Source organism: Sporosarcina thermotolerans (genome assembly GCF_042658975.1).
Lineage (GTDB): Bacteria > Bacillota > Bacilli > Bacillales_A > Planococcaceae > Sporosarcina > Sporosarcina thermotolerans.
This window is the reverse complement of record NZ_JBHSRM010000014.1, coordinates 151,484-168,794: the sequence shown is the minus strand read 5'-3', so window position 1 is coordinate 168,794 and position 17,311 is coordinate 151,484. Positions and strand designations below refer to the sequence as shown.

Below are 17,311 nucleotides of genomic sequence, written 5' to 3'. Positions count from 1 at the left end.
AATTAAATATGAGCATGATTTATACGACTTTTTTATTGTATCATACCACACGTGTATGTAAAGAAGAAAGTTTCAAATTACAATAAATTGGTGCATATGATACTATGGGAACAAAGTAATCTTTCCCGGAGGCGTTTTCAAGTGGATATACCATTAATATTATTAGTCAGCGGAATTATTTTAATCATACTTTCATTCTTTTTCGGTACCTCCTCACGCAAGCACGAAGATGAAATTGAAAATATCTCAATTAGCCTGCATCAAGAAACAAATCAGTTAAAAAAGAGATTGAGGGCCATCGAAGAGGAATTGATGATCAGTGTTGGACCAATTCCAAAGGGTAAACAGCCTAAAACTAAACCTGTGCATGAAATAATCGTCAACCAAATCCTTTCCTTACAAGCACAAGGTTATACCGTTCCAGAAATCGCAAAACGCTCGTCTCTTACAAACGATGAAGTTTTGGATGTATTGAAGTCCCGAGGTGTTCTGCTATGATGAAAGATATATTTAGGGCAGCAGGTATCGGATGCATTTTGGCTGGAGGAATCATTTATTTTACAACACCCTTAGTTACCCCATCCTCTACTCAACACGAGCAAACACAATTGGAAGAGTTGCAAACCGAGTTGGAACGAGTGAAAAAGGAATTGGCAATTGCACAAACAATAACTTCCACAGAAACGGTTACACCAAACAATCCGGTTTCAACTCAAACCGAGGATGTGGCTAAGGCCGAAGATGAACAACAAACTGCGCCTGAGCCAATAACAAAAATAATACTCTCCATCGAACCAGGTTCCAATTCCAAAACTGTTGCGAACAAACTTGAAAGAGCTGGTGTTATCGATAGCGCTAAAAACCTTGAATCCTATTTAATTGAAAATGGTCTTTCTGGCCTTATCCAAATTGGAGAATATGAAGTCGACACGACTATGGATTTAAAAACGATTGCAAGTATTATCACAAAAACGAAATAAAAAAAGCTGCCATTATCGATTTGTTATCGATCTGGCAGTTTTTTTATTCCTTCTCGTCTTCCTCATCAAGCTCCACAACAGATTTACGTCCTATTTTTAGACTAGTCGTTTCGTTTTGGTTCACGTTTCCACGTTTTTCTTTCAAATCAAAATAAATATCAAGTGCATCTCTCATTAACCGATTCGCATCCCTACTTGGGTAGTGGCCGCGATCCGTAGAAGCGTACGGAATAACAAGCGCATACGCCACTTCAGGCTCTTCGGCTGGTGCAAATCCGACATGGGTCAAGTTAACAGACGCCATTCCATACTTGCTACGATCATCTCCGTAATACGCAGATTGGGCAGTTCCTGTTTTACCCGCAGCTGTGTACGGTGCATCATTAAACAGATTCGGCGCCGTTCCATTCGGTCCATAGTATACGTATTTCATCCCTTTTTTCACTTGCTCAATCTCTTTTTCGGTATTGTTGATACGATTTAATACTTTTACTTTCGTCTCTTGCAACAAAGGACCAAGTGTTTCACCATCACGAGAAGGCTCTCGGATTTCTTTCAAAATCTTAGGTGCAACCCTATATCCTCCATTTGCAACTGTAGAAACGTATTGTGCGAGTTGCAATGGCGTATACGTGTCAAACTGCCCGATTGCGAAGTCTAAGAGCTTACCCGAAATAGTATCCGTACCTGTTTGACCCGCGTATTCGCCCGGCAAATCAATTTCTGTCTTCACACCTAACCCGAATGAGGCATACCCATTCCGAAGTCTATCAAATCCTTCAATATCGATTGGTAGTGGAAGATTTGGTCTATACACTGCGTTCCCAAGAGACATGGCAATCCGGAACATATAGACGTTAGAAGACCTGCCAAGTGCCAGGACGTCATCGACAGAATAGCGTCCGTTCTGATTGAATAGAGATCGTTTTGGTTTGGAATTAGCAATATAGATTGGTTCGTCTATTTTAATGTCCCCGACATTTAATACGCCCTCACTATAGCCCGTCAATACAGTCGCAATTTTTACAGTTGACCCTACTTCATAGGCGGAAGTGAATGTTCCGTAAGCATAGTCACGGACTTCCCATCTACCTGAGTCAGGATCCTTTAGTAGTCGTTTTCCTACAAGGGAAAGGACTTCACCGTTATTCGGATCCATCATGATTAGAAAAGCTCGATCCAATAGATCCGACTTAGGGTCTTTCTTTAACTCTAACAACTTATCTGATAGAAGTTTTTCCAATGATTCTTGTAATTCACTGTCCATCGACAAAACAAGATCCTTACCCGGCTCACCTTCTCTTACGGTTTTTGTTTCAACGACACGGCCCGTTCGATCTTTAATGTTTTTGACGATAGTCTTCTGACCTTTTAAAAGTTCTTCGTAATATTGTTCAAAGTAGCTTCGCCCGATCCGATCGTTGCGGGAATAGTCCCTAGCCAAATAATAATCCAGATGCGTTAACGGAATCCCCTCGATCGGGCTCGTCATCGTACCAAGAATTGTGCTGTCAGAGAATTTAACACGTTCCCAATCGGTCGTCGTATCGACTCCTTCAAATTCAGTCAATCGTTCTGAGACTGCCGCAAACTCTTCCTCCGTTACATTGCCGCTTTTAATAATTTGAGGAGAATAAGCATAGCCTGACATCATCTCTCGATAGATTGCTAATACTTCAAGTTCATGATCTGTAAAAGAGTCTAGTTCTTCTTCTGTTACCCTCTCACGCGTCAACCTGTTTACCTCGCGCTGAATGTCCTGTTTGGAAAGCGTTCCATCCTTGCCAATTTCCTTTATTTCTTCGGCGCTGACTTTCGCTTTTGCCTCTTCATTATTCAAAAGAATCCAGAAATCCCGTTTATCGCCGACCGTAACCCTCCTCGTATCTTGCTCGATCAATTCGGATAGACTCTCGGCAATCTCTAACATTTCCCTTGCAGTTGTGGATGTTGACTTCGTATATGTGATGGCGTTCATTGGTTTATTATCAACAAGGATATTCCCCATGCGATCATAAATCCTGCCACGTGGGACACTGGTATTGACAGCGATTTCCTCTTTCTTCTCCAATTCCCTTGTATAGTCCTCGCCTTTAACGATTTGCAAATACCCAAGCCTGAAAATGAGCATGGAAAACAGGATGAAAATCGAAAAGAAAAGTAGGTTCATCCTAAAGGCAATATGTTTCCGTTGACGGATTTTTGCTTGATCCACCTTGCGCATCGGCTTTTTCATATGTATTCCCCTTACTTAAAATAGTCCACTTTGGATTATATCATTCTATATACAAAAAGCATACATTCTGACGAACAGAATGTATGCTAGGTTGCATCAATTTTTGATTTTAGCCGAAGTTTTTAGCAACTTCGTCCCAATTAACAACGTTCCAGAAAGCTGAAACATAGTCAGGGCGTCTGTTTTGGTAGTTTAGGTAGTAAGCATGCTCCCAAACGTCAAGACCTAACACTGGTGTTTTGCCTTCCATTAATGGTGAATCTTGGTTTGGAGTAGACATGATTTCAAGTTCTCCGTTGTTTGAAACAAGCCAAGCCCATCCAGAGCCGAAGCGAGTTGCAGCAGCTTTTGCAAACTCTTCTTTGAATGCATCAAAGCTTCCGAATTTTTTATCGATAGCTTCTGCAAGAGCACCCGTTGGAGTTCCGCCACCGTTTGGTGAAAGAATGTTCCAGAAGAATGTATGGTTTGCATGTCCACCACCGTTATTGCGTACAGCTGTACGGATGTTTTCAGGAACAGCATCCAAATTGGAGATAAGCTCTTCTACAGATTTAGAAGCTAGCTCTTCATGTCCTTCCAATGCGTTGTTCACGTTAGTCACATACGTATTGTGATGTTTCGTGTGGTGGATGTTCATCGTTTCTTTGTCGATGTGAGGCTCTAACGCATCATATGCGTATGGCAGTTCTGGTAATTTGTAAGCCATTTTCCATTCCTCCTTGATTGATTCATAATTTATCCTGCACTATAAACATTATCAAAATTTAGAAGGGCATTCAATTTAAATGAACTATTAGGCGACAAAGAATATAAATATTCCAATCATTAGAAGCATTACAGCCCCTTTTGCAACAATGGATGTTAAGAAACCAACAAGGGACCCGATTCCCGTTTTCAATGATTGTTTAAAGTCTGTACGCGATATAAGCAGCTCGGCCAAAACTGCACCGATAAACGGTCCAATCAGAATGCCAGCAACAGGAATTACGAAAGGTCCTACAAGCAGACCAATCGTACTTCCCCACATCCCTGGTTTGGAACCGCCAAATTTCTTCACGCCAACAATATTGGCTAGTGTATCAGCACCGAACAGCAAAACCACAAAAAGAATTTGGATGATCCAAAATAGCCAATTCATCCCGTCAAACGTCACAATCCATCCATACAACAAGAAACCGCCCACAACAAAGATTACGGAAGGGATGATTGGGTAAACCAATCCGATAAATGCGATGATAAACATGACAATGGCTATTATCCAACCGATTATTTCCATGACTTCCCTCCCGAATTTTCCTTATACTCGTTTCCCTAAAATCGCCTCTGCAATATTAACGGCATGATCACCGATTCGTTCAAGATTCGAAACGATATCGACAAATACCATACCTGACTGTGCAGTACACAGTCCTTCATTTAGTCTAACAATATGGTTTTTCCTGAACTTCCGCTCCATCTTGTCGATCAAGTCTTCCTGCTCTGCAACCGACTTCGCTAACTCTGTATCGTTCATATCAAGCGAGCGAATCGCTTTATCAACTGTACCTATAGTTAGAGTAAACATCTCTGTTAAGTCATTCATAGCTTCATCCGTCAATTTCACACGGTTCACTTCACGGAAATCGATCAATTCAATGATGTTTTCAAAATGGTCACCAATTCGTTCAATATCACGTACTGTATCCATCAGCATTACATGTCTGGCCGATTCGATCGGTGAAATGTTAACAGCCGAGATTTCTACGAGGTAATCAGTGATTTTTCTATCTAAATTATTGATGGCGTCTTCGATTTGATAGGCTGTTTCAGCATTTCGTTTATTACTTGTTTTTAAATACTCATACGTCTCTTGCAATCCTTGAACCGCGAAATCACCCATTCGAATGATTTCCTCTTTCGCTTGTCCAATTGCGACAGCTGGCGATTGGTTGATAAAGTTAGGATCCAGATGCTTCGGCTTGTATTCAATTGTAACATCCTTGCCTGGAATGATCTTTGTTACCAACAATGCCCAAGCTCCGATTAACGGAAATTGCAATATTGTATTTGCGACGTTGAATGAACCATGGGCAAAGGCAATTTGCATTTTATTTTCCAAATTTAAAACACCCGCAATCCATTCAACATATAAAGTGAATGGATAAAGGATAATCATGAACACGATTGTACCTACAATATTGAAAAGTACATGTGTCGCTGCGGCTCTTCTTGCTGCAACAGAGGCACCAATTGACGCAAGTACTGCCGTAATTGTCGTTCCGATATTATCGCCAAACAGCACCGGTAAAGCAGCACCTAATGGGATAAGATTCTCTGCATACAAACCTTGCAAAATCCCTACCGTCGCACTTGAGCTTTGAACAATAAGAGTAAATACCGTTCCAGCTACAACCCCTAATAACGGATGATCTGCCATCGCGACTGTAAAATCGGAAAACGCACTAAGCGATCTGAGTGGTTTCATACCAGCGCTCATAAGCTCGAGACCTAGGAATAAGCCACCGAAACCGAAAATAACTTCACCAATATTTTTTACAGAGTTTTTCCTCATGAAAAATATGAGGAAAGCACCTACAGCCATAATTGGCAATGCATACGCACCTACGTCCAATCCGATGATGAAGGCAGTAATTGTTGTCCCAATATTTGCTCCCATTATGACACCGATTGCTTGCCTCAACGTCATGAAGCCTGCACTAACCAATCCAACAGTAATAACAGTCGTTCCCGAACTGGACTGGATGAGGACGGTAACAATAATTCCGACAAGCACACCCATGAACGGGTTTGTAGTGAACCGATCCAAAATGGATCTAAGCCTATCCCCCGCCGCTTTTTGTAGTCCATCACCCATGTATTTAATGGCAAAGAGGAAAATCCCTAACCCCCCCACAAACTGAAAGAGCATTTCCTGCCAATTCATCTCCATTATTCAGCCAACCTCCATCAAACATTATGTAATTCAATCTTATTATGTTGATAATATTAAGGAATTGTAAATACTAACAGCTAAAACTTTACATTCCCTTAACAATTCACCAAGATACTGCCATCATTTTGTCAAATATGCATTTCAACCATATTTGCCTTTTTAAATTAAGAAAATGATAAACTATTAATAGTTGAAGGAGGTTGTATTGTGAAGTTTCACCAATTATTACTTGCTGGCTTTCATGAACCGAAAAAGCTTGCGGCATTCCGTCTCCTTCCAATTGGAAGGGTGATCCGCTTTGCTTTCTTTTTCATCCTGTTAATGACTTTGATCTCATTCAGCCTTTTTGTTTTTGGGGATGTTGCACTTTTTGAAACTAGTCCAGAATTGGACGATTATAGTAAAACAATTGGCGGACTACTTTATCCTATGGCATTTGTTATTCAATTTGTCATTGCCACATTTTATGTATTTGTTAGAATTAGTATCTTTGCAGCTATCGGAATGCTCATTGGAAAGTTGAGAAAAAAACGTGTGGAGTATCGTTTTTTATGGAGGACGACGGCAATTGCAGCGACTGTTCCTTTATTAATAACGATTGTACTGGACTTCTTCCCTTCTGCTGAAACCATTAGTTCAGTATTGTCGTCCTTAATTCATATCTGCTATATTTTTGTAACACTCAAGTATTATCCAAACGCGCCAAAATGAATACTTTCCCATTTCTCGCATATAGTATCGCGAGGGGGAATGACCATGCGCACTTTATTAATAGCCGTTATTATTTTTATAGCCATCCATATTATCCGAATTGACTTTTCAGAAGGGACAATCCCTCTGGCTGCTTTTTACGGGGATACAGCACCGCAGCCTTGCAGCGAATCAACAATTGACTCAATAAGCGTCACTACGATAGAAGGCGATACAATTGAAACGCTATTATCAATGTATCCGGATATGAATATGACATTTGTAGAAAGACTATCTACCTTCTATTCCCTTAATCCCCATCTTCAAAACCAGGAAATAGTAGGCGGCCTGACCGTCAAGCTTCCACTTTCCAAAACGGGTGTGAACAACTGCAATTAAAGATGATTTAGACTCAGTCCCTTGTCTTTTCATATGATTGATTGCTAAAATAGAAAGTAGTTATGAGTTTTTAAGGAGAGAGAATCCATGAATGAAATGACACACAGATCCAAAACACGTCCTGTCCGTGTAGGCAATTTGACAATTGGCGGCAGTGATGAGTTGTTCATCCAAAGCATGGCAACAACGAAAACACATGATGTTGAGGCTACAGTTGCTGAAATATTGCGTTTAGAGGAAGCGGGCTGTCAAATTGTTCGTGTAGCTTGCCCTGATGAACGCGCAGCCTATTCAATTGGAGCTATTAAAGAGCGAATCAATATTCCGTTAGTTGTTGACATCCATTTCGACTATAAACTCGCGTTAATCGCAATTGAACAAGGTGCCGATAAAATCAGGATCAACCCTGGAAATATCGGACGGCAAGAAAAAGTGGAAGCTGTTGTTAAAGCGGCTAAAGCTAAAGGAATTCCAATTCGGATTGGTGTAAATGCCGGTTCTCTTGAAAAGCATATCCTTAAAAAATACGGATATCCTACGGCAGATGGAATGGTTGAAAGTGCATTGCATCATATTAAAATATTAGAAGACTTGGATTTTCACGATATTATCGTTTCATTGAAAGCATCTGACGTGAATCTCGCGGTAGAAGCATACACGAAGGCCGCAGCTGCTTTTGACTATCCTTTACATCTTGGTATTACAGAATCTGGTACCCTTTTCGCAGGTTCTATTAAAAGTGCCGCAGGACTCGGGACATTGCTTTCAGCAGGTATCGGAAATACACTTCGTGTTTCTTTAAGCGCTGATCCTGTGCAAGAAGTTAAAGTTGCTCGCGAGCTATTGAAAGTATTTGGACTTTCATCGAATGCCGCAACACTTATCTCTTGTCCGACATGTGGTCGTATCGAAATCGATCTAATTTCCATCGCCAATGAAGTTGAAGAGTATATTTCAACGATCAAGGCTCCTTTGAAGGTGGCTGTATTAGGTTGTGCGGTAAACGGCCCGGGAGAAGCACGAGAAGCAGATATAGGCATTGCCGGCGCACGTGGGGAAGGCCTTCTTTTCATGAAAGGTAAAACGGTCCGGAAAGTTCCTGAGGAAACAATGGTTGAAGAGTTAAAAATGGAAATCGATAAATTGGCTGAAGAATACTTTGAAAAGAAGCGTCAAGAAGAGCTTCTATTAAAAAGCGGAGCCGCTGAATGAGGGAATTCCGTTTTGGTATTGATATCGACGGGACTGTAACATGTCCTACTTCCCTACTCCCGCATATCAATAAACAATTTGGATGTAATTTAGTTTTAGATGATATAAAGGAATACGACTTAACGAAGGCTTTCCCGGTCAATGAAGAAGAGTTCTATGAATGGTATCGTCAGGCTGAAACTACGATTTATGAAACATCCCCCACTCAGGAACATGCTAAAATGATTCTTTCGGAATTACAACAGCGTTTTGAGTTGTTCTATATTTCGGCACGGGGAAAAAATGTTTTGGATTGTACAGTTCAATGGTTCGAACGTGAGGAAATTCCTTACGATCATATCGAATTAATCGGCAGCCATGAAAAAATAGAGTCTGCGAGAAAGTTTGAAGTTGACGCGTTTTTTGAAGATAAGCATGATAATGCAGTTGGGATACATGAAGAATTGGGTATTCCAGTCTTTCTTTTTGACACCCCATACAATCGCGAACCGATTCCTGAAGGGGTTATACGAGTAACAAATTGGCAAGAAGCAAATGAATGGATCAATAAACTGTTTCCACTAATAGAAAGTGTGAAATAAAATAAGGAGTGGGACCCTATAATGGGATTCCCACTCCTTTTATATTATCAATGCCGTCCAGCTTCGGGCCTAAGCAGGCACCCTACGCTTTTGTACAAACCGGACATTTTCCGTAGATTTCGAACTTATGTCCTTCAACTTCGTAACCAGGTAAATTTACCGAAATCGATTCCATCGGGCAGTGTAGTATATTTCTCGTCTTTCCGCATGTTGTGCAAATAAAATGATGATGATGTACTCCGTGATCGCATTGCATCCGGAAGTGACGTTCACCGTTTAACTCCGTTTCTTCCAAAATACCAAGTTGGGAAAATGACGCTAAATTGCGGTATATCGTATCAAAGCTAATGCCCGGATTATCGGCAGCCATAAAATTCCGAACTTCCATTGCCGTTAAATACCTGTCATTCTCAGCAAAAAACTCAAGAATTGTTTCTCGGTTTTTAGTCCGCTTGAGTTGATTTTCTTGTAGAATGATCCAAGCTTCATCTAACATCATGCAAATTCCCCCTTCACAATCCGGTTTCGTTTTCTACCTTTCACTTTATTCCACCCTAAGACTGCGAGTAAAATGACGATGGAAGTTATGACAATTGTACCTCCTGGGGCAATATCAAGATAGTACGCCGAAAATAAACCGATGATAACAGATAGCTCACCGATAATTAGTGAGTACAGCATGGCCCCTTTAAAACTTTTTGCAAGCTGTATTGCAGCCGCAACGGGAATAGTCATCAATGATGATACAAGTAAGATACCTACTATTCTCATGGAAGCACCAATAACCAATGCAACGATAATCATAAAAATTGTCTGAATTACTTTGCCACGCACTCCTGAGATTTTTGCATATTCGCTGTCAAAGGATAATGCAAATAGCTCTTTATAGACTAATCGGATATAGACAATAACAATAATAGCAATAATGACGATTATCCATAAATCCTGCCGACTGACAGCAGAAACAGAACCGAATAAATACCCCATCAAATCAGATGAAAACCCTTTAGCCAAAGAAATGAAGATTGCTCCAAAACCAATTCCAGCAGATAGGATAATTGGTATGGCAAGTTCCTCAAAATGCTTATAGGCACCTCTCAGTTTTTCGATCAAAAGCGAGCCTCCAACTGCCGTCGCCATTCCAAGGTAAACTGGGTTTAGAGCAGAAAAAAACAGCACCGATTGACTGAGGAAAAGGCTTCCCGCAATGCCTGCTAGTGCAACATGGCTCAATGCATCCGCTATCAGTGCAAGTCTTCTTACAACAATGAATAAGCCTAACAAAGGAGCAATGATACCGATAATCAGTCCAGATAAGAATGCATTCTGAAGAAATTCATATGTCAATAAAGCACTGATCAACGTTATACCCCCTTCCGATCGGTATGAACGCGCCTTACAGGATGACCATACCATTTCGAAATATCAGCATCATCCATATTCTGATATTCTGCTTTTCTGCCATGGAAATGGATTGACCGATTCAAACAAGCCACATGCGTTGCAAGGTCGGTTACTAAATCAATTTCATGGGTAACAAGCAATATCGCAATACCATGCTCACGGTTTAATTCATTGAGCATAGAATAGAACGAAGCAACGTTTTTCTGGTCAATTCCTACAGTTGGTTCATCCATTATTAGTAAGTCAGGCTTTCCAACCAATGCTCTCGCAATGAACACTCGCTGCTGTTGCCCTCCGGATAATTCTCCAATATTCTTTGTTGAAAATGCATCCATCTTAACAATCCGCAATGCTTCCATCGCCCTCTGCTCATCTTGTTTGGAAAAAGCTTTAAACAATCCTACCTTTGCGGTAAGGCCGCTTTTTACAACTTCAAGTACTGTAGCTGGAAAGCCCGTGTTGAATGAATTGGATTTCTGTGAGACATAGCCGATCCGTTCCCGCTGCCGGAATGAGTCCACATTTTCACCAAATAACTTAACAATCCCTTGATCGGGATTTTTTAGACCTAAAATAATATTGATCAACGTTGATTTGCCGGAACCGTTCGGACCTATAAGCGCCCAAAACTCGCCCTCTTTCACTTCTAGTGTAATTTCTTCAAGAACAGTAGAATCTTCATACTGAAAATATACATCTTCACATTCAATAATCGACTTTTTCAAATGAAAAATCCTTTCTATTATCTCCTTGTTGTAAACAGGAACGATTACGATTACTTGTAAAATTATATACGAAGTGATGGCTGGGCACAACTAATTGAGAAGGAATGGTTAATTTTGGATTACATGAGAATTTTAAATGAGATAAAAACGAAAAGTGATCAAGAAGCGAAAATGTTGGCGGATGCATATGGCATTAATTTATCCGTAAATGAAATAAGGGCATTACGTCCATTGCTTGACGAGATTTCATTTCATTGGCTATTTACAGGAATACCAGAAAGCTTCTTGGATAAAGTAAAGAATGCTGTTGGGGATAAAAAAGGTGAGGAATTGTTTCGTCAGTATTTAGATATGATTTAAAAAAGCCCCGCCCTTGCTATTGTAAGGGCGGGACTTCTTTTTTAGACTAATAAAAGCTCTCGTAGCTCAGGTTGGAATTGTTTCAATTTCAACATACCGATTTCCTGCTCATATGGAGCTTTCTTGTTTTTAGCATCGTTACCAACGAAAGGTGTTTCTAAGATTTTTGGAATCAACGCAAAGTCCGGATGGTGAACGATATAGCTAAGTGGTTCAAAGCCGATATGCCCATGCCCGATATTTTCATGTCTATCCTTCATCGCACCGCGTTCGTTTTTACTATCATTGACATGGATAACAGAAATTCGATCTTTGCCGATGATCCGGTCGAATTCTTCCAATACACCATCAAAATCATTAACGATATCATAGCCTGCGTCATGAACGTGACAAGTATCGAAACAGACGGAAAGCCTTTCATTGTTCTTAACGCCATCGATAATTTTGGCAATCTCGTCAAAATTCCTTCCACATTCACTGCCCTTCCCAGCCATCGTTTCAAGGGCTATTCGCACTGTGGAATCTTCGGAGAGGACTTCATTCAACCCTTCAATAATCTTTTCAATCCCTTTATCGGCACCCGCACCTACATGAGCACCAGGGTGAAGGACAATCTGATTGGCTCCGAGGGCTGCTGTTCTTTCTATTTCCTTTTGAAGGAAGTCAACGCCCAATCTGAACGTTTCGGGCTTTGTTGTGTTCCCGATATTGATAATGTAAGGTGCATGGACAACAATATTGGATAATCCATTCTCTTTCATATGCAGGAGCCCCTGTTCGATGTTCAGCTCCTCAATTGCTTTTCGACGTGTGTTTTGCGGAGCACCCGTATAAATCATGAAAGTGCTCGCTCCATATCCTAATGCTTCCTCACTTGAACCTAAGAGCATTTTTTTCCCGCTCATGGAAACATGGGAACCTAATAATAGTGGTTGATCATTTGTCATTTTTGCGTTTCAGTCTCCTTTCCCTTTTCTTGAATTTCTCTATATCTTTTGCCATTTTCTTTTTGTAACCTGGTTTAACTTTGTCAGGTTTACGGACAAAGGATGCAGCTTTGCGATCCAGTTCGTCAACTTCTTTGACGCGCTTTTTCCGTGCATTTCGCTCTTTTACTTCTATCCACTCTCCATTTTTCACATCTTCATGGACAAATGGGATACCCATCTTTTCAATTTGGACAATCTTATCGTCCTCTGAAGGCTCATATAATGTAATAGCAATACCTTCAAGACCCGCTCTCGCAGTCCTACCTACACGATGAATGAAAAACTCCAAGTCATCGGGAAGTTCATAGTTGACGACATGGCTGACGCCAGGAATATCAATTCCGCGTGCAGCAAGATCAGTCGCTACGATATATTGGTACTCAAGATCACGAATCTGTTTCATCATTCTTGTTCGTTCACGTGGTGACAAATCGCCGTGGATTCTACCTGCCTTAATGCCTTGCGTAGCAAGATAATTCGCGAGTTCATCTGCATTCTGCTTTGTATTTGTAAAAACAATCGCCAAATATGGATTGATAGCATTCAAGACATGTAGCAACTTTTTCTTTCTGTCCATACTTCGAACCGGCACAAGAGAATATTGCATTCCCTCTGTCAATGGCTTTTTATTTCCAATTTGCACATGGATAGGATTTTCCATGTATTTTGCAAGAAATGGCTTTAATTTTTCGGGGATTGTAGCCGAGAATACGTACATCTCCAAGTTCGTTGGCATTTTTGAAGCGAATTGATCGATATCCTCGATGAATCCCATGTCAAAAGCCAGATCCGCTTCGTCGACAACTAAAATTGTAGCAGTATGGATTGACAATGCTCCATTTTCAGCGAGATCCCGGATTCTTCCCGGCGTTCCCACAATGATATGGGGCTTCGACTTCAATTTGTCAATGGAACGTTGCTTATCAGTTCCTCCGATCAAAATCGAGCTCCGTATTGCCGTGTTTTCAATTATTTTGTTTAATTCTTCATATAGTTGCATTGCAAGTTCTCTTGTCGGTGCTGTAATGACAGCTTGCAATTCCTCTTTTTGCTCGTCCAACCGTTCAACAATTGGTATAAGGAAACTATGCGATTTACCTGTTCCTGTATGGGCTTGGCCAATTGCATTCGACCCTTTTAAAATTAAAGGAATCATTTCCTTCTGTATAGGTGTAGGTTCTTTGAACCCTAAGCGGTCGATTGCTTCCCTAATGAATGGTTTGAATTGATAATCAGTGAATTTAGACATTTATATGCCTCCTAACGTATTCCTATTGTAGCATGATTTTCGTTCCATCGTATGTGTTTTTGGCATAGTATATATGTGAAAGTTATCATGACCAAATGAAAGGGGTTATCCATGAGATACGAATCCTTCTATCCTTTTGCACGCGGACATTCTTCGCCGTTCGGCTTTAGACAACCGATGTACGGCCAACAACAGCAACCCTTCTTCGGCCAGCCACCGAGACAACCTTTTCGGGGGTCTCCAATGGGAAATCAATTCGGACCGCCCATGCAGGGACAGGGACAAAACATTCCCAAAATGGAAGCATACATGCAAACTGCTAACCGTTTTTTAACTACCGCACAGCAATATGCACCACTTGTCCAGCAAATAGCACCAATGTTCCAGAACCTTCCTGCCATGTGGAGATTATATAAAGGATTTCAGTCGCTACCAACTTCCGGGGCAGCTGGGGGAGCAAGTGGTGCAGCAAACCCGGTTGCAAGGAATACGCCGCCGGTAGGCACGCCAGGCCCGACTCCAGGTATTTCCAATCCACGTATTTTCCAACCACCTAATTTATAATTTTGAAACAGGTGCCTAACTCCGCTATAATAGATATAGATCTCTTTTGAGGAGTGAGGAACGAATGATAGTAAAGAAGATTTCCCCGCGAGGATATTGTTACGGGGTTGTTGATGCAATGGTTATTGCAAGAAACGCGGCACTCGACAAATCATTGCCGAGACCAATTTATATACTTGGCATGATTGTCCACAACAAGCATGTTACTGATGCATTTGAAGAGGACGGCATTATTACGTTGGATGGTAAAAACCGTTTGGAAATCCTTGAAAAGGTTGAGACGGGAACTGTCATCTTCACGGCACATGGCGTTTCCCCTGAAGTTAGGGAACTAGCACGTCGTAAAGGACTCGTTTCAATTGATGCGACATGCCCAGACGTGACAGTTACCCATGACTTGATAAAAGAAAAGACTGATCAAGGATATGACATCATTTATATCGGTAAGAAATATCACCCAGAACCTGAGGGAGCAATTGGCGTAGCCCCTCATGCCGTCCATCTGATTGAAACGCTTGATGATGTTGAGAATTTAGAGGTTGAAAATGAGAAATTGCTTGTTACGAATCAGACAACAATGAGCCAGTGGGATGTCGTTCATATTATGGAAGCTTTGAAAGAAAAGTTTCCTCATATTGAAGCACACAAGGAGATTTGCCTTGCTACTCAAGTTAGACAGGAAGCAGTCGCGGAGCAAGCCGGCGAATCAGATCTTCTAATAGTTGTCGGTGATCCGAAAAGCAATAACTCAAATCGACTGACGCAAGTTTCTGTCGAAATCGCTAATACACCATCTTATCGCATATCGGATGTTTCTGAGATTGATATTAATTGGTTAAAAGATGTTAAAACCGTTTCAGTTACCGCAGGAGCTTCTACACCGACTATCATTGTCCGTGAAGTGATTAATTTCCTTGAAAGCTTTGATCCGGAAGATCCATCCACTCATTTACCAGAACGAAAGTTCAAATTGGAGAAGATTTTACCGAAAATCAAAAACCCGGAACCAGTTAAGCGAATTGAACCATATGCCGTAACCGAATAAGGTAGTTAAATAAAGTGCTGTCCCGCGTTAAATTATTAACATATTGGGCAGCACTTTTTTTATTCTTTTTTGTATTAATTTAATATACAAATCGAAACGGTTCGGTATCAATTTCGGATTGGATAAAGGTAACCTCATATCCTTTTTCACGCGAGGCATGCTGCATATATTCTGCAACGCCTGTAATCATTACCTTTTCTACATGATGACCCGGATCGACAATTGCCAAATCCAATGACTCAGCATCTTGCGCACTATGAAAATCCATATCCCCAGTTACAAAAACATCCGCACCTTTTCGTTTTGCCGCCTTGATATATTTGCTTCCACTCCCACCAAGCACAGCAACTTTACGTACTTGCTTCTGTGGACTACCAACTACTCTCACAGCAGGAACTTTGAATGTTTCTTTTACATAAATGGCGAATTGCTCAAGTTCCATCTTCTCAGGTAAATTGCCTACCCTACCAAGACCAAATTCTTCGGTTCGTTGGTCAAGCACAAAAAAATCATATGCTGGCTCCTCATATGGGTGCGCCGCAAGCATTGCCTTCAAAACTTTTCCTCTGATCGGACCAGGAAGCACAACTTCGATCCGTTCCTCCTCGACCTCTTCCAACTTGCCAACTTCTCCGATAAACGGGTTTGCACCAGTCGACGGGATAAATCTTCCCGTACCGGTTGAGGTAAAGCTGCATCCGATATAATCTCCTATTGCTCCCGCCCCTGCCTGTGCCAAAACAGCTCGTAATTGTTCCGCATGACTCACTGGACAAAAGACAGCCAATTTGTACAACGGATCTGAAACGGTTGGACTCATCACTTCCAAGTCAAGTAGTCCCAATTGGTTTGCAAGAAGGTCATTCACCCCACCTGGTGCTACATCCAAGTTCGTATGTGCAGCATAAACAGATATATCGTGTTTAATGCATTTCTCGATAAGGCGACCTTGGGGTGTATCCGTCCAAACTGTTTTCATCGGGCTAAAGATTGGTGGATGGTGAGCAATTATTAAATTTGCACGATTTTTGATTGCTTCGTCAACTACAGCCTCATTGACATCCAATGTAACTAACACATTCTCGACTTGACGGTTCAGCTGGCCGATATGTAAACCAATCGGATCCCAATCTTCTGCAAACCGTTTAGGGGACCATTGTTCAAATAAAGCTATAATTTCATGCCCATTTACCTTTTTCAATTTGTTAATACCCTCCCAACCAACTCAATTTCCTTCCGTAATTGCTCCTTCCTCTGGTAGATTTCCTCCGTATCTCCCGCCTTTTCCAACGAGCCAAGAATCCTTTTCCATTCAGTCGATTCCCTTTCCCATTTCTCAATAAAAACTGGAGATTTTTCTTTAAGTAAATAAGGGCCAAATTTCATCTCAAGTTCATCGTAGTTGGCTTGCCCTCTTTCAAGTACTATAATTTCATAAATCTTGCCGTCTTCTTTAAGGATCTCTTCGTCAATAATGACCCATCCATTTTGCACTGCCCATTCCCGGATTGACGAAGAATGAATATTTGGTTGTGTAATTATGCGTTTCACTTGCCCAAGTTTAGTGTGGCCTTCCTGTAATATGGAAGCGATTAAAGGTCCACCCATACCAGCAATGGTAATTGTATCTACGCCATCACTTTCCTCGACAGCTTGCAAACCATTTCCTAAACGAACAGTTATATTATTCTCAAATCCCTCTTTTTTAACATTTTTCTTTGCCGACTCAAAAGGGCCTTTTACAACTTCTCCCGCAATGGCCTTTGAAATTTTTTCATTGCGGATTAAATAACAAGGCAAATATGCATGATCGCTCCCGATATCAGCCAGTATTGCACCTGTTTCTACATATGAAGCGACTGCTGTTAGTCGCATAGATAGTTTGTCTGAATTCAATAAAACCCCGCCTTTCCAATATCCCCATTATAAGGGGATTCCATTA

General features: G+C 41.1%; 20 protein-coding genes. 9 read left to right on the top strand and 11 right to left on the bottom strand.

The annotated features are described in order from the left end of the window. Positions 1-141 precede the first annotated feature (141 nt). The gene (locus ACFPZG_RS12360; RefSeq protein WP_283732204.1) at positions 142-498 is read left to right on the top strand and encodes a hypothetical protein; all 357 of its coding nucleotides are present in this window, start codon (positions 142-144) and stop codon (positions 496-498) included. Beyond that, positions 495-980, top strand: coding sequence for a hypothetical protein (locus ACFPZG_RS12355; RefSeq protein ID WP_283732205.1), 486 nt, complete (start codon positions 495-497; stop codon positions 978-980). The genes ACFPZG_RS12360 and ACFPZG_RS12355 overlap by 4 nt, the downstream gene beginning before the upstream one ends. A 43-nt stretch (positions 981-1,023) precedes the next feature. Here ACFPZG_RS12355 and ACFPZG_RS12350 read toward each other — a convergent pair whose 3' ends face one another. The 4 genes from ACFPZG_RS12350 to ACFPZG_RS12335 form a co-directional block, all read right to left on the bottom strand. Continuing rightward, positions 1,024-3,216, bottom strand: coding sequence for a peptidoglycan D,D-transpeptidase FtsI family protein (locus ACFPZG_RS12350; protein ID WP_283732206.1), 2,193 nt, complete (start codon positions 3,214-3,216; stop codon positions 1,024-1,026). 109 nt (positions 3,217-3,325) lie between these two features. Then, positions 3,326-3,925 (bottom strand): superoxide dismutase SodA, encoded by a 600-nt coding sequence (gene sodA, locus ACFPZG_RS12345; protein WP_317940749.1) that lies wholly within the window; start codon positions 3,923-3,925, stop codon positions 3,326-3,328. A gap of 87 nt (positions 3,926-4,012) precedes the next feature. Then, positions 4,013-4,495 carry a DUF456 domain-containing protein gene (locus tag ACFPZG_RS12340; RefSeq protein WP_283732207.1) on the bottom strand — a complete coding sequence of 161 codons (483 nt, stop codon included), beginning with the start codon at positions 4,493-4,495 and terminating at the stop codon, positions 4,013-4,015. A 21-nt stretch (positions 4,496-4,516) separates the two neighbouring features. Further along, complete coding sequence (locus tag ACFPZG_RS12335) at positions 4,517-6,148, bottom strand: Na/Pi cotransporter family protein (protein WP_317940750.1); 1,632 nt, start codon at positions 6,146-6,148, stop codon at positions 4,517-4,519. Between the two features lie 210 nt (positions 6,149-6,358). Here ACFPZG_RS12335 and ACFPZG_RS12330 point away from each other — a divergent pair, with 210 nt between their 5' ends. The 4 genes from ACFPZG_RS12330 to ACFPZG_RS12315 all read left to right on the top strand — a co-directional run bounded on the left by ACFPZG_RS12330 (position 6,359) and on the right by ACFPZG_RS12315 (position 9,033). Beyond that, positions 6,359-6,862, top strand: coding sequence for a DUF1189 family protein (locus tag ACFPZG_RS12330; RefSeq protein ID WP_317940751.1), 504 nt, complete (start codon positions 6,359-6,361; stop codon positions 6,860-6,862). Between the two features lie 45 nt (positions 6,863-6,907). After that, entirely contained in the window at positions 6,908-7,240 is a 333-nt protein-coding gene (locus ACFPZG_RS12325; protein ID WP_283732209.1) for a hypothetical protein, read from the top strand. Positions 7,241-7,327: 87 nt separating this feature from the next. Then, positions 7,328-8,452: a flavodoxin-dependent (E)-4-hydroxy-3-methylbut-2-enyl-diphosphate synthase gene (gene ispG, locus ACFPZG_RS12320; protein WP_317940752.1), complete on the top strand. Its 1,125-nt coding sequence runs from the start codon at positions 7,328-7,330 to the stop codon at positions 8,450-8,452. Next, entirely contained in the window at positions 8,449-9,033 is a 585-nt protein-coding gene (locus ACFPZG_RS12315) for a 5' nucleotidase, NT5C type (protein WP_283732210.1), read from the top strand. The genes ispG and ACFPZG_RS12315 overlap by 4 nt, the downstream gene beginning before the upstream one ends. Before the next feature lie 82 nt (positions 9,034-9,115). Here the strand turns inward: ACFPZG_RS12315 and ACFPZG_RS12310 are convergent, their stop codons facing one another. The 3 genes from ACFPZG_RS12310 to ACFPZG_RS12300 are packed head-to-tail and all read right to left on the bottom strand — an operon-like array spanning position 9,116 to position 11,162. Next, positions 9,116-9,532: a Fur family transcriptional regulator gene (locus ACFPZG_RS12310; protein WP_317940753.1), complete on the bottom strand. Its 417-nt coding sequence runs from the start codon at positions 9,530-9,532 to the stop codon at positions 9,116-9,118. Further along, positions 9,529-10,395: a metal ABC transporter permease gene (locus ACFPZG_RS12305; RefSeq protein ID WP_283732211.1), complete on the bottom strand. Its 867-nt coding sequence runs from the start codon at positions 10,393-10,395 to the stop codon at positions 9,529-9,531. The genes ACFPZG_RS12310 and ACFPZG_RS12305 overlap by 4 nt, the downstream gene beginning before the upstream one ends. A gap of 2 nt (positions 10,396-10,397) precedes the next feature. After that, positions 10,398-11,162, bottom strand: a complete 765-nt coding sequence (locus ACFPZG_RS12300) for a metal ABC transporter ATP-binding protein (protein ID WP_283732212.1) — start codon at positions 11,160-11,162, stop codon at positions 10,398-10,400. A 123-nt stretch (positions 11,163-11,285) separates the two neighbouring features. On the opposite strand from ACFPZG_RS12300, the gene ACFPZG_RS12295 reads away from it, so the two are divergent. Continuing rightward, positions 11,286-11,522: a hypothetical protein gene (locus tag ACFPZG_RS12295; RefSeq protein WP_317940784.1), complete on the top strand. Its 237-nt coding sequence runs from the start codon at positions 11,286-11,288 to the stop codon at positions 11,520-11,522. A 41-nt stretch (positions 11,523-11,563) separates the two neighbouring features. On the opposite strand, the gene ACFPZG_RS12290 is transcribed toward ACFPZG_RS12295, so the two are convergent. Both ACFPZG_RS12290 and ACFPZG_RS12285 read right to left on the bottom strand, forming a co-directional pair. After that, positions 11,564-12,469, bottom strand: a complete 906-nt coding sequence (locus ACFPZG_RS12290; RefSeq protein WP_283732213.1) for a deoxyribonuclease IV — start codon at positions 12,467-12,469, stop codon at positions 11,564-11,566. Then, positions 12,459-13,760 carry a DEAD/DEAH box helicase gene (locus tag ACFPZG_RS12285; protein ID WP_317940754.1) on the bottom strand — a complete coding sequence of 434 codons (1,302 nt, stop codon included), beginning with the start codon at positions 13,758-13,760 and terminating at the stop codon, positions 12,459-12,461. Before ACFPZG_RS12285 ends, ACFPZG_RS12290 begins: the two co-directional genes overlap by 11 nt. 111 nt (positions 13,761-13,871) lie before the next feature. Between ACFPZG_RS12285 and vrrA the strand changes: the two genes are divergently transcribed. Beyond that, a complete protein-coding gene (gene vrrA, locus ACFPZG_RS12280) occupies positions 13,872-14,324 on the top strand; it encodes a VrrA/YqfQ family protein (RefSeq protein ID WP_317940755.1) in 453 nt (150 codons plus the stop codon). A gap of 64 nt (positions 14,325-14,388) precedes the next feature. Further along, positions 14,389-15,369, top strand: a complete 981-nt coding sequence (locus ACFPZG_RS12275; RefSeq protein WP_283732215.1) for a 4-hydroxy-3-methylbut-2-enyl diphosphate reductase — start codon at positions 14,389-14,391, stop codon at positions 15,367-15,369. Positions 15,370-15,448: 79 nt separating this feature from the next. On the opposite strand, the gene ACFPZG_RS12270 is transcribed toward ACFPZG_RS12275, so the two are convergent. Then, complete coding sequence (locus tag ACFPZG_RS12270; RefSeq protein ID WP_317940756.1) at positions 15,449-16,570, bottom strand: Nif3-like dinuclear metal center hexameric protein; 1,122 nt, start codon at positions 16,568-16,570, stop codon at positions 15,449-15,451. Beyond that, positions 16,567-17,265 (bottom strand): tRNA (adenine(22)-N(1))-methyltransferase, encoded by a 699-nt coding sequence (locus ACFPZG_RS12265; protein ID WP_283732216.1) that lies wholly within the window; start codon positions 17,263-17,265, stop codon positions 16,567-16,569. Before ACFPZG_RS12265 ends, ACFPZG_RS12270 begins: the two co-directional genes overlap by 4 nt. Positions 17,266-17,311 lie beyond the last annotated feature (46 nt).

Coding starts and splice junctions, on each gene's coding strand:
- ACFPZG_RS12355 (WP_283732205.1), top strand. CDS start 495: ATGATGAAAGATATATTTAGGGCAGCAGGTATCGGATGCATTTTGGCT.
- ACFPZG_RS12350 (WP_283732206.1), bottom strand. CDS start 3,216: ATGAAAAAGCCGATGCGCAAGGTGGATCAAGCAAAAATCCGTCAACGG.
- sodA (WP_317940749.1), bottom strand. CDS start 3,925: ATGGCTTACAAATTACCAGAACTGCCATACGCATATGATGCGTTAGAG.
- ACFPZG_RS12340 (WP_283732207.1), bottom strand. CDS start 4,495: ATGGAAATAATCGGTTGGATAATAGCCATTGTCATGTTTATCATCGCA.
- ACFPZG_RS12335 (WP_317940750.1), bottom strand. CDS start 6,148: ATGGAGATGAATTGGCAGGAAATGCTCTTTCAGTTTGTGGGGGGGTTA.
- ACFPZG_RS12325 (WP_283732209.1), top strand. CDS start 6,908: ATGCGCACTTTATTAATAGCCGTTATTATTTTTATAGCCATCCATATT.
- ispG (WP_317940752.1), top strand. CDS start 7,328: ATGAATGAAATGACACACAGATCCAAAACACGTCCTGTCCGTGTAGGC.
- ACFPZG_RS12315 (WP_283732210.1), top strand. CDS start 8,449: ATGAGGGAATTCCGTTTTGGTATTGATATCGACGGGACTGTAACATGT.
- ACFPZG_RS12310 (WP_317940753.1), bottom strand. CDS start 9,532: ATGATGTTAGATGAAGCTTGGATCATTCTACAAGAAAATCAACTCAAG.
- ACFPZG_RS12295 (WP_317940784.1), top strand. CDS start 11,286: ATGAGAATTTTAAATGAGATAAAAACGAAAAGTGATCAAGAAGCGAAA.
- ACFPZG_RS12290 (WP_283732213.1), bottom strand. CDS start 12,469: ATGACAAATGATCAACCACTATTATTAGGTTCCCATGTTTCCATGAGC.
- ACFPZG_RS12285 (WP_317940754.1), bottom strand. CDS start 13,760: ATGTCTAAATTCACTGATTATCAATTCAAACCATTCATTAGGGAAGCA.
- vrrA (WP_317940755.1), top strand. CDS start 13,872: ATGAGATACGAATCCTTCTATCCTTTTGCACGCGGACATTCTTCGCCG.
- ACFPZG_RS12275 (WP_283732215.1), top strand. CDS start 14,389: ATGATAGTAAAGAAGATTTCCCCGCGAGGATATTGTTACGGGGTTGTT.